The sequence below is a fragment of the Pseudomonas sp. LBUM1653 genome, from assembly GCF_059716115.1.
The window spans coordinates 5,431,686-5,446,360 of sequence record NZ_CP166803.1 but is presented as its reverse complement, the minus strand read 5'-3'; the positions used below and the strand labels follow the sequence as shown (position 1 = coordinate 5,446,360).

12 protein-coding genes are annotated in these 14,675 nt (G+C 62.5%); 9 read left to right on the top strand and 3 right to left on the bottom strand.

Translation table 11 applies throughout. The annotated features are described in order from the left end of the window. Positions 1–2 precede the first annotated feature (2 nt). Positions 3–1,805: an acyclic terpene utilization AtuA family protein gene (locus ACA054_RS24455; RefSeq protein ID WP_497686554.1), complete on the bottom strand. Its 1,803-nt coding sequence runs from the start codon at positions 1,803–1,805 to the stop codon at positions 3–5. A gap of 178 nt (positions 1,806–1,983) precedes the next feature. Here ACA054_RS24455 and ACA054_RS24450 point away from each other — a divergent pair, with 178 nt between their 5' ends. From ACA054_RS24450 to ACA054_RS24440, 3 genes are all read left to right on the top strand, one after another. Next, positions 1,984–2,607, top strand: coding sequence for a TetR/AcrR family transcriptional regulator (locus ACA054_RS24450; protein ID WP_497686553.1), 624 nt, complete (start codon positions 1,984–1,986; stop codon positions 2,605–2,607). A 93-nt stretch (positions 2,608–2,700) separates the two neighbouring features. After that, positions 2,701–3,495 carry a substrate-binding periplasmic protein gene (locus tag ACA054_RS24445; protein WP_497686552.1) on the top strand — a complete coding sequence of 265 codons (795 nt, stop codon included), beginning with the start codon at positions 2,701–2,703 and terminating at the stop codon, positions 3,493–3,495. Positions 3,496–3,594: 99 nt separating this feature from the next. Then, a complete protein-coding gene (locus ACA054_RS24440; RefSeq protein ID WP_497686551.1) occupies positions 3,595–4,608 on the top strand; it encodes a GNAT family N-acetyltransferase in 1,014 nt (337 codons plus the stop codon). Positions 4,609–4,667: 59 nt separating this feature from the next. Here the strand turns inward: ACA054_RS24440 and ACA054_RS24435 are convergent, their stop codons facing one another. Then, positions 4,668–4,835 (bottom strand): DUF2897 family protein, encoded by a 168-nt coding sequence (locus ACA054_RS24435; RefSeq protein WP_020796133.1) that lies wholly within the window; start codon positions 4,833–4,835, stop codon positions 4,668–4,670. A gap of 376 nt (positions 4,836–5,211) precedes the next feature. Between ACA054_RS24435 and kdpF the strand changes: the two genes are divergently transcribed. The 6 genes from kdpF to ACA054_RS24405 all read left to right on the top strand — a co-directional run bounded on the left by kdpF (position 5,212) and on the right by ACA054_RS24405 (position 13,314). Then, positions 5,212–5,301 carry a K(+)-transporting ATPase subunit F gene (gene kdpF / locus ACA054_RS24430; protein WP_007899818.1) on the top strand — a complete coding sequence of 30 codons (90 nt, stop codon included), beginning with the start codon at positions 5,212–5,214 and terminating at the stop codon, positions 5,299–5,301. A gap of 8 nt (positions 5,302–5,309) precedes the next feature. Continuing rightward, positions 5,310–7,004 (top strand): potassium-transporting ATPase subunit KdpA, encoded by a 1,695-nt coding sequence (gene kdpA, locus ACA054_RS24425; RefSeq protein ID WP_497686550.1) that lies wholly within the window; start codon positions 5,310–5,312, stop codon positions 7,002–7,004. A 10-nt stretch (positions 7,005–7,014) separates the two neighbouring features. Further along, on the top strand, positions 7,015–9,072 hold the full coding sequence (kdpB, locus tag ACA054_RS24420; protein ID WP_497686549.1) for a potassium-transporting ATPase subunit KdpB: 2,058 nt from the start codon (positions 7,015–7,017) through the stop codon (positions 9,070–9,072). Between the two features lie 148 nt (positions 9,073–9,220). Then, complete coding sequence (kdpC, locus tag ACA054_RS24415) at positions 9,221–9,766, top strand: potassium-transporting ATPase subunit KdpC (RefSeq protein ID WP_497686548.1); 546 nt, start codon at positions 9,221–9,223, stop codon at positions 9,764–9,766. Between the two features lie 135 nt (positions 9,767–9,901). Continuing rightward, positions 9,902–12,547: a DUF4118 domain-containing protein gene (locus ACA054_RS24410; RefSeq protein WP_497686547.1), complete on the top strand. Its 2,646-nt coding sequence runs from the start codon at positions 9,902–9,904 to the stop codon at positions 12,545–12,547. A gap of 68 nt (positions 12,548–12,615) precedes the next feature. Next, a complete protein-coding gene (locus ACA054_RS24405; RefSeq protein WP_497686546.1) occupies positions 12,616–13,314 on the top strand; it encodes a response regulator in 699 nt (232 codons plus the stop codon). Between the two features lie 143 nt (positions 13,315–13,457). Here ACA054_RS24405 and ACA054_RS24400 read toward each other — a convergent pair whose 3' ends face one another. Continuing rightward, the gene (locus ACA054_RS24400; protein WP_497686545.1) at positions 13,458–14,498 is read right to left on the bottom strand and encodes a patatin-like phospholipase family protein; all 1,041 of its coding nucleotides are present in this window, start codon (positions 14,496–14,498) and stop codon (positions 13,458–13,460) included. Between the last annotated feature and the right edge of the window lie 177 nt (positions 14,499–14,675).

The window sequence follows — 14,675 nt, the reverse complement described above, 5'->3', positions numbered from 1 at the left end:
CTCTAGTTGACCTGGTCGGCGATGCGCTGTGGCACCGGAATCTGGATCTCCAGCAGTTGCTGGGCAAAGGCTTTGCCCTGCGGATCGATCCGCAGGCTGGCCACGCCTCCGCCACCCAAAGCGTTTTCCAGGAGGAAATTCAGGCTGTGGGTGGCGGGCAAATACCAACGCTCGACACGCCCGTGGATCGGGTCGAGGACATGGCTCATCCAGTCGACGATCACTGCCGGGGTCAAGGCTTCGGCGATCCACGGCAGGTACTGCGGGTCGCGGGCCATGACGCCGATGTTGCTGTGGTTGCCCTTGTCACCGGAGCGGGCGACCGCGAGCTTGACCAGGGCGACGCTGGCGTCGGCAGGTCCCGTGGGGCGGGGCGGCTCAAATGGCACGGGCAAGTCGGCGCTGTCGAGCACATCGAGGGCGGGCAGGGCGCACGGGTGGCGCTGGCCCATGAGATCAATTTCCAGCGTGCAGGCGGTTTTGTCGATCAGGAACGAAAACAAGCGGATCAGCGGATACACCGTCGGCCGGCCGCCGACAATCCCGGTCAGCCCTGGCGCCATGCCGGTGGCGGCCTGGGCGATTTCCCGGGAGAACAGGATCAATGCCTGTTTGTGCGGATGGCGTACCGCGAGCTTGATCACCACTTCGCGGCTGTCCTGGCGCTGGCCGTGGGGGCCGTAAGTGGCTTCACTGCCGAGCAGTTCGATATTCACCTCGCTGTAGGGCGCCCAGCCGCGTTGGCTGAACATCTGCGAGGTCTTGTTGATGATCGCTTCGCTGACCCTGCGGGCCTTGTCGACCGCATCGATCCCGGCAATCAGGCAACTGGCGGTGCAGCGGAAACCGTCCGGATAGGTGGCGCTGACCTTGTACTGAGCGGTGGGTGGCAAGCCTTTTGCGCCATGGACCCGGACCGCGTTCTTGCCCTGCTGCACGAGTTTGACCAGGGTGAAATCGCAGACCACGTCGGGCAGCAGATAGGCCCGCGGGTCACCGATTTCATAAAGCATCTGTTCGCCCACGGTCAAGGGTGTGACCAGGCCGCCAGTGCCTTCGGGTTTGCTGACGATGAACTGGCTGTCGGCGCTGACTTCGACGATGGGGAAACCGATGTGCTCGTAATCGGGTACATCGCGCCAGTCGGTGAAGTTGCCGCCGGTGCATTGGGCGCCACATTCGATGATGTGCCCGGCCAGCGCCGCCTGGGCCAGTTTGTCGTAGTCGTGCCACGACCAGCCGAACTCATGCACCAGCGCGGCACTGACCACGGCGCTGTCGACCACGCGCCCGGTGATCACGATGTCCGCGCCCAGGCGCAGGGCTTCGACGATGCCCGGCGCGCCAAGGTAGGCGTTGGTCGAGACACACATCGGCGGCAGGGGGGCGGCGCTGAACATTTCATGAATGCCAAGGCTGCCCAGCTGTTTGAACTGCGGTTGCAGGTCATCGCCCAACAGCACGGCGATCTTCAGTGCGACCCCGGCCTTGTCGCAGGCTGCCTGCAGGGCAACGGCACAGGCTTGTGGATTGACCCCGCCAGCATTGCTGATGACGCGGATCTTTTGTTCGGCGAGTTGAGAGAGCAGAGGACCGAGGACTTCGATGAAGTCGCTGGCGTACCCGGCCTGGGGATCTTTCATCCGTGCGCCCGCCATGATCGACAGGGTGATTTCGGCCAGGTAGTCGAAGACCAGGTAGTCCAGGCGCCCGCCTTCCACCAGTTGCGCGGCGGCGGTCGAGGTGTCGCCCCAGAAGGCGCTGGCGCAACCGATGCGAATTGTTCTTGGCGCAGTCAACTCCATAACCACCTCCAGCAGCAATGCTTCGAGACTACCAAGCAAGCGCTTGGTTTGTAAACGGCTGAACTATCTTCTGCCCGAGCGCTTGCTTGGTCGTCGCCAGTTGCTTAAATTGCCAGCGCAACCCCAATGTTTTCGCGGGGAGCGCGACATTGGACTGATCGACTGTAGGAGAGAACGGGTGGATGAGCAAAAGGCCTTGAGTGTCATGCGCGAGTTGGTCGACAGCGGGCAATTGACCGACCCGGACAGCGCCCGTGGCAAGTTGCTGCAAGTGGCGGCCCACCTGTTTCGCAACAAAGGCTATGAACGTACTACCGTGCGCGACCTGGCCGGTGCCGTGGGCATCCAGTCGGGGAGTATTTTTCATCACTTCAAAAGCAAGGACGAGATCCTGCGGGCGGTGATGGAGGAGACCATTCGCTACAACACCGCGTTGATGCGTGCGGCCATCGCCGAGGCTGGCAACGTGCGCGAGCGGGTCCTGGCGCTGATCCGCTGCGAATTGCAGTCCATCATGGGCGGCAGTGGCGAGGCCATGGCCGTGCTGGTCTACGAATGGCGTTCACTGTCCGATGAGGGGCAGGCCAGGGTTCTGGCGTTGCGCGATATCTATGAAGACATCTGGCTTCAGGTGCTGGGTGAAGCCAAGAGCGCCGGTTTTATCCGCGGCGATGTATTTATCACCCGGCGTTTCCTGACCGGGGCGCTGTCCTGGACCACCACCTGGTTTCGTGCCGATGGCAGCATGAACCTGGATCAACTGGCCGAGGAGGCCTTGATTCTGGTGCTGGCGGGCAAGTAAGGCGTGGGGGCGGGGCGGCAGGAAACTGGCTAACTGGGCGAAACCGCCTAGCTTCAATGCATTGATGCAGTATTTCGGGGAGTGGGTTGTTTGATGTCTTCGCCAATTCGGACGGCTTCGCGACTTTTACTGGCGGTGCTCGCGGCGTTATCAGTCATGCCGGCCCAGGCCGCACAACTGGTGCGTATCGGTGCCGCACATTTTCCGCCCTATACGGTGCGCCCGGAGTCCGGTGCCGACACCGGGCTGTTGCCGCAATTGGTCGAGGCCCTCAACACCCTGCAAAGCGACTATGAGTTCGTGTTGGTACCCACCTCCATTCCCCGCCGTTTTGGCGACTTCAAGCAAGGCCGGGTGGACATGGCGATCTTCGAAAACCCCGACTGGGGCTGGAAGGAAATTCCCCACACCAGCGTCGACATGGGCCTGGAAGATGCGGAAATCTTCGTCGCGCAACGCCTGCCGGAACGACAGCAAAGCTACTTCAGCGAGCTCTCCGGCAAGCGCCTGGCGTTGTTCAGCGGGTATCACTACGAATTCGCCAACTTCAACGCCGATCCCAAGTACCTCGCCACTCATTTCAATGCTACGTCGACCTATTCGCATGACAGCAACCTGCTGATGGTGCTGCGTGGCCGGGCCGATGTCGCCCTGGTCACGCGGTCCTACCTGAGCGACTACTTTCTGCGCAACGAGAAAGTCGCCAAGGAGTTGCTGGTGTCCGAGCGCGTTGACCAGATCTATCACCACTACGCCATCCTTCGCCCGGCCGCGCCGATCAGCGGCGAGGCCTTCGCCAAGTTGCTGCGAGGTTTGCGCGATAATGGCCAAATGCTGAAGATTTTCGACCCCTACAAAATCGCGGTATTGCCGGTGCCGGGTAACTGAGCGGGCACCACAGGTCGCGTATCGGCGCATGTCGCTTAAATTTCCAGGCTCCACTCACGTCAACCGTTGACCTGTCGACGAATATCGTGAGCCCGACCCATGTCCAATCCCAATGTCCTGACTGCGCTGGCCTTACCGACCGGCAGCAGTCTTGTAGCCGATGAAACCGAAACCGGGCTGAGCCTCAGTCTTGAAGGCCAGCCGCTGATCCAGCTGCACCTGACGCGCGAGCCCGAGTTGCTGCTGCAGTTGCACGAGGGCGCAGGCAGCCTCGACAATCGAGCCGTCTGGGCCACTTGCTATTGGTTGTTCGCCCAAGACCCTGCTTGCCAGCGACTGCTCTGGCAACTGGATGAAGCGCCGCCTGCCGCCTTGCTCAGCGCATTGCTGGTCCCTACCGAAACGGTCGGCCAATATCGCAGCGAACGCACGCTGTTCTGGCAGTTGCCACAGCCATGGGTGGGTCACTCGCTGACGGGCTGTTATCCACAGCAGATGGTCATCAGCGGCGGCAAGCGTCACCCGCTGCGCCCGCCGAAGCCGCGTGGCGAGGTGTATCGGCGTTTCGATGCCAGGCTGGGGGCCTGGATTTCCCTGCGCACGGTGGATATCGACGAGGACCTTGCGCGTTTCAATCGCTGGCAGAACAGCCCTCGGGTAGCGAGTTTCTGGCAGGAGCAGGGCAGTCTCGAACAGCACCGCGAGTACCTGGGCAAACTCCAGGACGATCCCCATACCCTGACATTGATCGGTTGTTTCGACGATCAGCCGTTCGCCTATTTTGAAGCCTACTGGGCCAAGGAAGATCGCATCGCACCCTTCTATGATGCGGATGATTACGACCGTGGCATCCATATGCTGGTTGGGGAAGAAAATCACCGCGGTCCGCACAAGGTGGCGAGCTGGCTGTCGGCGCTGGTGCACTACCTGTTTCTCGATGATCCACGGACCCGGCGGGTGGTCGCCGAACCCCGTGCCGACAACGCGAAGATGATCGGGCACATGCAGGGCCAGGGGTTTCATTGCGAAAAGGAATTCGACTTTCCACACAAGCGCGCAGCATTGATGGCGCTGGGGCGCGAGCGGTTTTTTGATCGCTGCTCGTTGACCTGATCCGGGGCCACGGCAAAAAATCGTCCGAATGCCGTGCGAGGCTTCGGACGATTTTGCAGCTAGCGGTCCTGCGCTTCCTTGGCGTCCATTTCCGCATTGCGTTCGGCGACGCGTTTGCGCTGTTCATCGGTTAGCTCAACCTTGTGGGCGGTGTCGCGCAGCATCATCAAACCGCCAACGATAGAGCCAATGGCAACCACCAGAATCAACCAGGCATACCAGGGCATAGGACCTCCTTGAAAGCCGGTCGGCGGGCGAGGGTTTCGCCTGTCGAACGTGCATACCACTTTGAGCGATTGGGTTTCGCAGTGGTTCCATTCTATGCCTGTTCTGCGTCGTTCACCCCTGCATTGTTGCCTGCCTTGCCGCCTTCGCGAGCAGGCTCGCTCCCACAGGTTTTTTGAGTGTATGGGCGAACGCATTCCCCTGTGGGAGCGAGCTTGCTCGCGATGAGGCCGGCAAGAACAACGCTGTAACAAAGCCATAAACCCACTCTTTACGCTTTCTTTATGCCCCGCCACACCCCTCGGTCTCGTTCCTTTACAGCCTCCCTGCCGACAATACCTCCACACGCGGCAATACGCCGTAACACGGAGAACTTCCATGAGCGTTCTGGACGGAGTGTCACTGCTGCTGGCAGTGGGACTGTTCATTTATCTGTTGGTTGCGCTGTTGCGCGCGGACCGGAACTAGGAGCGGCTATGCACAGTTATGACTATTGGCTGATCCTGGCGTTTTTCGCCCTGGTATTGGTCCCGGCGCCGTTTCTTGGACGTTTCTACTACAAGGTCATGGAAGGCCAGCGCACCTGGCTGACGCCGATCCTCGGCCCGATCGAACGCGGTTGTTACCGTCTGGCCGGCGTCGATCCGCAGGCCGAACAGAGCTGGCAGAAGTACACCCTGGCTTTGCTCGCTTTCAACCTTGCAGGTTTTCTGCTGTTGTTCGCGATCCTGTTGTTCCAGGACCACTTGCCGCTGAACCCGCAAAACCTGCCGGGCCAGGAGTGGACGCTGGCGTTCAACACCGCCATCAGTTTCATGACCAACACCAACTGGCAGGCCTACAGCGGCGAAGCATCGCTGAGCTACCTGAGCCAGATGGTCGGCCTCACCGTGCAGAACTTTGTCAGCGCCGCCACGGGCCTGGCGGTACTGGTTGCGCTTTGCCGTGGCATCGGTCGCAAATCCACGGCATTGCTGGGCAACTTCTGGGTCGACATGACACGCGCCACCCTCTACGGCCTGCTGCCGCTGTGCCTGCTGCTGGCGCTGTACCTGGTCTGGCAGGGCGTGCCGCAAACCTTCGCGCAGTACGTGAATGCGCTGACCCTGCAGGGTGTCGATCAGGTGATCCCGCTGGGGCCTGCCGCCAGCCAGATTGCGATCAAGCAGCTGGGCACCAACGGTGGTGGCTTCTTCGGCGTCAACTCGGCACATCCGTTCGAGAACCCGACGGCCTGGAGCAACCTGTTCGAAGTGGCGTCGATCATCCTGATTCCCGTCGCGCTGGTGTTCACCTTCGGTCATTACGTCAAAGACCTGCGTCAGAGCCGGGCGATCATTGCCTGCATGCTCGCCCTGTTCCTGATCGGCGGCGCGACCTCGCTGTGGGCAGAGTCGCAGCCCAACCCGAGCCTGGACAACGTCGCCGTCGAACAGACCGCACCGCTGGAGGGCAAGGAAGCGCGATTCGGTACCACGGCCACGGTGTTGTGGTCGGTGACCACCACGGCGGCCTCGAACGGTTCGGTCAATGGCATGCATGACAGCCTTAACCCGCTCAGCGGCATGGTCGCGCTGGTGAACATGATGGTCGGCGAAGTGATCTTCGGCGGCGTCGGCGCCGGGCTCTATGGCATGTTGCTCAACGTGCTGATCGCGGTGTTCCTCGCCGGCTTGATGATCGGCCGGACGCCGGAGTACCTCGGCAAGAAACTGCAAGCCCGGGAGGTGCAGCTGTTGGTGGTGACCTTGCTGGTCATGCCGATCGGCGTGCTGGTCCTTGGTGCGATTGCCGCCAGCCTGCCAGGGCCTGTGGCCTCGGTGAGCAATCCCGGCGCCCATGGTTTCAGCCAATTGCTCTACGCCTACACCTCGGCCAGTGCCAACAACGGTTCGGCGTTCGGTGGCTTCGGCGCCAACACGCCGTACCACAACCTGATGCTGGGCCTGGGCATGTTGATCGGTCGCTTCGGCTACATCCTGCCGGTGCTGGCCCTGGCTGGCAGCCTGGCGATGAAAAAAACCGCACCGATTGGCCAGAACAGCTTCCCGACTCATGGCCCGCTGTTTGTGACCTTGCTGACTGTGACCATTTTGCTGGTGGGTGGTTTGACCTTCCTGCCGACATTGGCGCTCGGTCCCATCGCTGAACACTTGAGCATGGGCTTCTAAGGAGTTGATGATGAATATGCCCGTAACCAAAACCGTTGCCGTCAAGGCGCCGGAACAACCCAAAACCGCGATCTCGGCCCTCTGGCGCCCGGCGCTCGTGCAAGCGTTCGTCAAGCTCGATCCACGGCAATTACAGCGCGCGCCGGTGATGCTGGTGGTCGAACTGACCGCGATCCTGACCACCGTGCTGTGCTTCATTCCCGACACGGCGGTGCCGAGCTTCGTCGCCGCGCAAATTGCCCTGTGGCTGTGGTTCACCGTGCTGTTCGCCAACTTCGCCGAGGCCCTGGCCGAGGGTCGCGGCAAGGCCCGCGCCGACAGCCTCAAGGCCGGTAGCGAAGGCTTGAGCGCACGCCGCAGAACCAGCAGCGGCACCTTCCAGGTGGTGCCGGCCGCCAACCTGCGCAAAGGCGATGTGGTGCGCGTCGAAGCGGGGGAGATGATCCCCGGTGACGGCGAAGTGATTGAAGGCATCGCGGCAGTGAACGAAGCGGCAATCACCGGTGAATCGGCGCCAGTGATTCGTGAATCCGGTGGCGACCGCTCGGCCGTTACCGGCAACACCCGATTGGTGTCTGACTGGCTGTTGGTGAAGATCACCGCCAACCCCGGCGAGTCGACCCTGGATCGCATGATCGCCCTGGTCGAAGGCGCCAAGCGCCAGAAAACCCCGAACGAAGTGGCGCTGGACATCCTGTTGATCGGCCTGACCCTGATCTTTCTGTTGGTGGTCGTGACCCTGCAACCGTTCGCCCACTTCGCCAATGGCAGCCTGCCGCTGGTGTTCCTGGTGGCGTTATTGGTCACGCTGATCCCGACTACGATTGGCGGTTTGTTGTCGGCCATCGGTATCGCCGGGATGGATCGTCTGGTTCGCCTGAATGTGATTGCCAAGTCCGGACGCGCCGTGGAAGCGGCGGGGGACGTGCACGTCCTGCTGCTGGACAAGACCGGCACCATCACCTTCGGCAACCGGCGATGCACCGCCGTTGTTCCCGCTCCGGGCGTGACGGCCAGGGAACTGGCCGAGGGTGCCTTGTTTGCCTCTCTGGCCGATGACACGGCGGAAGGTAAATCCATTGTCGAATACCTGCGTGGCACGCAACCGCAACCTGAGCCGGGGGCTGAATTGCTGACGGCTGTACCGTTCAGCGCCGAAACCCGGCTGTCGGGTGTCGACTATCAGGGCCGCGTGTATCGCAAGGGCGCAGTGGATTCGCTGCTGGCGTTTGTCGGCCTCAAACGCGCCGATCTGGCCGCGCCGCTGTCCCGGGAAATCGACAAGATTGCCCAGAGTGGCGGTACGCCGTTGCTGGTCTGCGCCGACGGCAAACTGCTCGGTGCGATCCACCTCAAGGACGTGGTCAAGCCCGGCATCCGCGAGCGTTTCGCCGAACTGCGCAAACTGGGGATCCGCACCGTCATGGTGACCGGCGATAACCCGCTGACCGCTGCAGCGATCGCCGCCGAAGCCGGTGTGGATGACGTGCTGGCAGAAGCCACGCCGGAGAAAAAACTGGCACGCATTCGTCACGAGCAGAACGACGGTCGCTTGGTCGCCATGTGCGGCGACGGCGCAAACGACGCCCCGGCCCTGGCCCAGGCTGACGTCGGCATGGCGATGAACGACGGCACCCAAGCGGCGCGCGAGGCGGCGAACATGGTCGACCTCGATAGCGACCCGACCAAGCTGCTGGACGTGGTGCAGATCGGCAAGGAATTGCTGGTGACCCGCGGCGCGCTGACGACCTTTTCCATCGCCAACGACGTGGCCAAGTATTTCGCAATCCTGCCGGCCCTGTTTGCCGCGATCTACCCGCAACTGGGCGTGTTGAACGTCATGCAGCTGCACAGCCCGCAGAGCGCGATTCTCTCGGCGATCGTGTTCAACGCCCTGATCATCGTGGTGCTGATTCCCCTGGCGTTGCGCGGTGTGCGCGTGCAGGCGGCGAGCGCGGCAGCGTTGCTGCGGCGCAATTTGCTGATCTATGGCCTGGGCGGGATTGCGGTGCCGTTCGTGGGCATCAAGGCGATCGACATGCTGTTGACGGCGTTGCATCTGGTTTGACCGTGTGTCAGGCGTACCGCCTTCGCGAGCAGGCTCGCTCCCACAAAGGCACCGTGTTTCCCTGTGGGAGCGAGCCTGCTCGCGAAGAAGACGACAGGTTGCACCTGACTGAACGCGGTATTTGTTCACCGAATTCGAGGATTTTGAAATGTCCACAATGATACGCCCGGCCCTGAGCCTGCTGGTCCTGATGACCCTGATCACCGGCGTCGCCTATCCCCTGGTGGTCACCGGCGTGGCCCAGGTCGCCTTCCCGGATCAGGCCAATGGCAGCCTGGTGCGCGATGCCGACGGCAAAGTTCGCGGCTCATCGCTGATTGCCCAGGATTTCGTCGGCGACGCCTGGTTCCATCCACGACCATCGGCCGGTGCCTTTGCCACCGTGTCGAGCAGCGCCAGCAACCTGTCGCCGAGCAACCCGGCCCTGGCCACTCGGGTGATCGACGACGCCAACAAACTACTGGTACCCGGTCAAGGGCCGGTGCCGTTGGCCATGCTCACCACCTCCGGCAGCGGCCTCGATCCGCACTTGCCTCCGGCGGCGATTGCCTATCAACTGGCGCGTGTCGCGGCGGCGCGCAATCTGCCGGTGGCGACCCTGCAAAACCTGCTGGATGCGTACACCGAACAGCCGTTGGTAGGGCCACCGGTGGTGAATGTGCTTGAGTTGAATCTGGCGCTGGAAAAGCTGTAGTTGGCGATCGTTCCCACGCTCCGCGTGGGAATGCATCAATGGACGCTCTGCGTCCGTTTCTGGATGGGACGCGGAGCGTCCCGGGCTGCATTCCCACGCAGAGCGTGGGAACGATCAATAGAGAGAACATAAAACATGAGCGATTCCGGCCGCGCCGACGCGCTGTTAGCAGACCTGCCCCGCGATGGCCGTGGTCGGCTCAAGGTCTTCCTCGGCGCCGCGCCCGGTGTCGGCAAGACCTACGCCATGCTGCAAGCAGCCCACACCCAACTGCGCCAAGGCGTGAAAGTCATCGCCGGGGTGGTCGAAACCCATGGCCGCTTCGAGACCGAAGCGTTGCTCGGCGGCTTGCCGCAACTGCCATTGGTGCGCTCGCAATACCGTGGCGTGGAGCTCGAGGAAATGGACCTCGACGGTCTGCTCGCGGCCAAGCCCAGGCTGGTGCTGGTGGACGAACTGGCCCATACCAACGCCCCCGGCAGCCGTCACGAAAAACGCTGGCAGGACATTCAGGAACTGCTCGCCGCGGGCATCGACGTGTACACCACGGTCAACGTCCAGCACCTGGAAAGCCTGAATGATCAGGTGCGCGGCATCACGGGCGTGCAGGTGCGCGAAACCCTGCCGGACTGGGTGCTGCAGGAAGCTTACGAACTGCTGCTGATCGACTTGCCGCCACGGGAGTTGCTCGAGCGTCTGCGCGACGGCAAGGTCTACGTGCCGGAGCAGGCACGGGCCGCGATCGATGCGTTTTTCTCCCAGACCAACCTTACCGCCCTGCGCGAACTGGCGATGCAAACGGCCGCCGCCCAGGTCGATAACGACCTGACCCAAGGCTATCGCCAGATGGGACAAGCGGCGCCAACAGTGCGCGGTCGCTTGTTGGTCGGCGTCGATGGCGATGCCCAGGCCGAGCGCCTGGTGCGTCATGCCAGTCGCGTCGCCCAGCGTCGGCATCTGCCGTGGAGCCTGGTGCATGTGGATAACGGTAGCTTGCGTGACGAGCAGTCGCGCCTACGCCTGCAAAGTGCCCAGCAACTGGCCGAGCGCCTCGGCGGTGAAGTGGTGCTGCTGCGAGCCGGCGAGGTAGCCAAAACCCTGATCCAGCACGCCGCCGAACGCCGCGCCAGCCTGGTATTGGTCGGCCAGTCGAGGCCGCGTCTACGTCGTCGATTGTTCGGTGGCGGCCTGGCGGCGCGCCTGCTGCGCAATGCCCGCGGGCTGGAAATCAACGTGCTCGATACTGAGCATGAACAGCATCAGCCACGCCAGCGTTCGATGCAGTCGCTGGTATGGTTCGACTACGCCTTGGCCGTGGTGGCGACGCTATTGGCCAGTGCCCTGGCATGGGCGGTGGCGAGTGTGCTGCCGTTGCCGAACATCTCGCTGGTGTTCCTCGCCGCCGTGTTGCTGGTGGCGGTGCGCAGCAGTCTTGGCCCGGCACTGGCCTGTGCGGCATTGTCGTTTCTGACCTACGATTTCTTGTTCATCCCGCCGAATTTTTCCTTCAACATCCAGCGCGAAGAAGATGTGCTGACCTTGCTGTTCTTCCTGCTGATGGCAGCCCTCACCGGCAACCTCGCGGCACGCCAGCGCCGGCAATTGCAGGCCCTGCGTGATACCCAGGAAGAGACCAGCGAACTGCTCGACCTGTCGCGCAAACTCACCGCCGCCACCGATCGTCAGGCCGTGGTCAGCGCGGCGGCCCAGCACCTCAACGGCTGGAGCGATGTGCAACTGTGCCTGCTCGACCGCGACGGTCAGAGCGACTGGAAAGTCGAAGCCGGTGGCCCGCTGGAATTCACCGAAGCCGAACGCGCCGCTGCCGATTGGGCCTGGCAGCACGATCAACCGGCGGGCGCGGGCACCGGGACTTTGCCGTTCGGCCGTTGGTGGTGGTGGCCATTGTCGGTGGAGGATGGTCCGCTGGCGCTGCTCGGTGTGTGTGCGAAAGAGGGCCAGACCTTGAGCGGCCAGCGTCGGCGGTTGTTGACCGCGTTGAGCCAGCCGCTGGCCCAGGCGCTGGCCCGCGCACAACTGGCCGATGACCTGGAAGCCGCGCGGTTGCACGGCGAAACCGAGCAACTGCGCAGTGCCTTGCTGGCCTCGGTGTCCCACGATTTGCGCACGCCACTGACCTCCATGCGCGGCAGCATCGATAGCCTGCTGGCCCTCGGTGAGGCCATTCCCCTGGAGGATCGCCGTGAACTGCTGGAAGGTACTCGCGACGAAGCCGAACGCCTTGATCGCTACATTCAAAACCTGCTGGACATGACCCGCCTCGGTCACGGCGCGTTGAAGCTGGCGCGGGACTGGGTATCGCCGGCGGACATCGTCGGCAGTGCGCTCAATCGCCTGCGCGCGGTATTGGCCCCGTTGCAGGTTACTACCGAAGTGCCGGCGCAACTGCCGCTGCTGTTCGTCCACGCCGCGCTGATCGAGCAGGCCTTGGTCAACGTGATGGAAAACGCCGCACGTTTCTCGCCGTCCCACGGGCGCCTGCAGTTGCGTGCCGGGGCGGATGACACAGAGCTGTTCTTCTCGGTGAGCGACGAAGGGCCGGGGATTCCGCAGGCCGAGCGGGACAAGATTTTCGACATGTTCTACACCGCCGCCCGCGGTGACCGTGGCGGGCAGGGCACCGGGCTTGGGTTGGCGATCTGTCAGGGCATGGTCGGCGCCCATGGCGGGCGGATCAGTGTCGCCGACGGTATTGAGGGGCGCGGCACCTGTATCACCTTGCACTTGCCGTTGCAGGCGCAGCCAGCCTTTGAAAATTAAGAGCCGAAAGTGAAGCCTGACCGTGCTTGCGTTACTCTCTTGCCACTTCTTTGTGTTGATGTGAATTCATGAGCCAGACCGCGACCATCCTGGTCATTGATGACGAACCGCAAATCCGCAAATTCCTGCGCATCAGCCTCGCTTCCCAAGGCTACAAAGTGCTGGAGGCCGGTACCGGTACCGAAGGCCTGGCGCAAGCGGCGTTGAACAAACCGGACTTGCTGGTGCTCGACCTCGGCCTGCCGGACATGGACGGCCAACAGGTGCTGCGCGAGTTCCGCGAGTGGTCGACGGTGCCGGTGCTGGTGCTCTCGGTGCGTGCCGGTGAAGGGCAGAAGGTTGAAGCGCTGGACGGTGGCGCCAATGACTACGTGACCAAACCGTTTGGCATCCAGGAATTCCTGGCGCGGATTCGCGCGCTGTTGCGTCAGGCTCCGGTGGGCGAGGCCCAGCAAGCGGCGCTGACCTTCGGCCCGCTGACGGTGGACCTGGCCTATCGCCGGGTATTGCTTGATGGCAGCGAAGTCGCGCTGACCCGCAAGGAATACGCGGTGCTGGCGCAACTGGCACGGCATCCCGGACGGGTCATCACCCAGCAGCAACTGCTCAAGGACATCTGGGGGGCCACCCATACCGAAGACACGCATTACTTGCGGATCGTGGTCGGGCATTTGCGCCAGAAACTGGCGGATGATCCGACCCAGCCGCGGTTCATCGTGACCGAGGCGGGGGTGGGGTATCGGTTGTTGAGTGAGGGCAGCCTCTAGTTTTGTGTTGCCTGATCCGGCCTCATCGCGAGCAAGCTCGCTCCCACATTGGATCTGGGTCAGACAAATATATTGTGAACACCGAAGATCAACTGTGGGAGCGAGCCTGCTCGCGAAGAGGCCCTCACATTCAATCGAGAATCTCAGGAATCCCGCTCACTCTCATACCGATCCAGTGTATCGCGCGCAATCTCCCGCCCCAGCGCGATCAACTCCGGCGCCTTGTAGAACTCGAAAAACCGGCACACCCGCTTCGGCACGTTGATCAGGATGTCCGGCGGGTACCCGGCAATCTTGTATTGCGCCAACGAGGTCTGCATCACCTCAAAACTCTGGTTGATCAAATCCAGCAGGGACGCCGGCCCCACGTTGTCGATGATGAACGACCCGGTGGCGGACTTCGGCGCACCGTCCCGTTCAGGCGCGGCCGCCGGTTGTTGGGCTTCAGGCTTGGCAGACTCGACCCAAGGGTTGATCTCCGCCGCTTCGGCCAGCAACGCTTCCTTCTCCAGCAGCAGCAATTGTTCGGCCTGCTTGCGCCGGAATGGCATCTTCGAACCCAGGGAACTGATCAGGCTGTCGAAGCGGGTCTTGAACGCGGCCGGGCGCTGGATTACCGGCAACTGATAGTGACGTTGGTTGGTGGAGTTGAGGTTGACCGCGATGATCAGGTCGCAATGGCTCGACACCACCGGCACGATCGGCAACGGGTTGAGGATGCCGCCATCGACCAGCATGCGATTGCCCTGCATCACCGGTGTAAACAGACTGGGAATCGCCGCCGAGGCACGCATGGCCTGGTGCAGGCAGCCCTCCTGGAACCAGATTTCCTGCTGGTTGGTCAGGTCGGTGGCCACCGCCGTATAGGGGATGCGCAGGTCTTCGATATTGATTTCGCCAACGATCTTGCGGATCCGCCCGAAGACCTTTTCCCCGCGGATTGCCCCCAGACGAAAACTGACGTCCACCAGGCGCAACACGTCGAGGTAATCCAGGCTCTCGATCCAGTCGCGATACTCATCGAGTTTGCCGGCGGCGTAGATCCCGCCGACCACCGCCCCCATGGAACAACCGGCGATACAGGCGATATCGTAGCCACGCCGTTCGATTTCCTGGATGACGCCGATATGGGCATAGCCCCGGGCTCCACCCGAGCCCAACACCAGTGCGACACGCTTTTTCATTGATCGCCCTCGTTTGAATGGTTCAACAATGCACCCATCGAGGGGCCCGCTTCAATCGCCAGGTCGTTCGGCCGCGCGAATGGGTCGTTTTTTCGACACTGCATGGCGGCAGATGGGTATTCTCGCGCCGCAGGGTTCGGGTTGGCGATGGACGGCACTTTTTGCCCGCCAGACCGT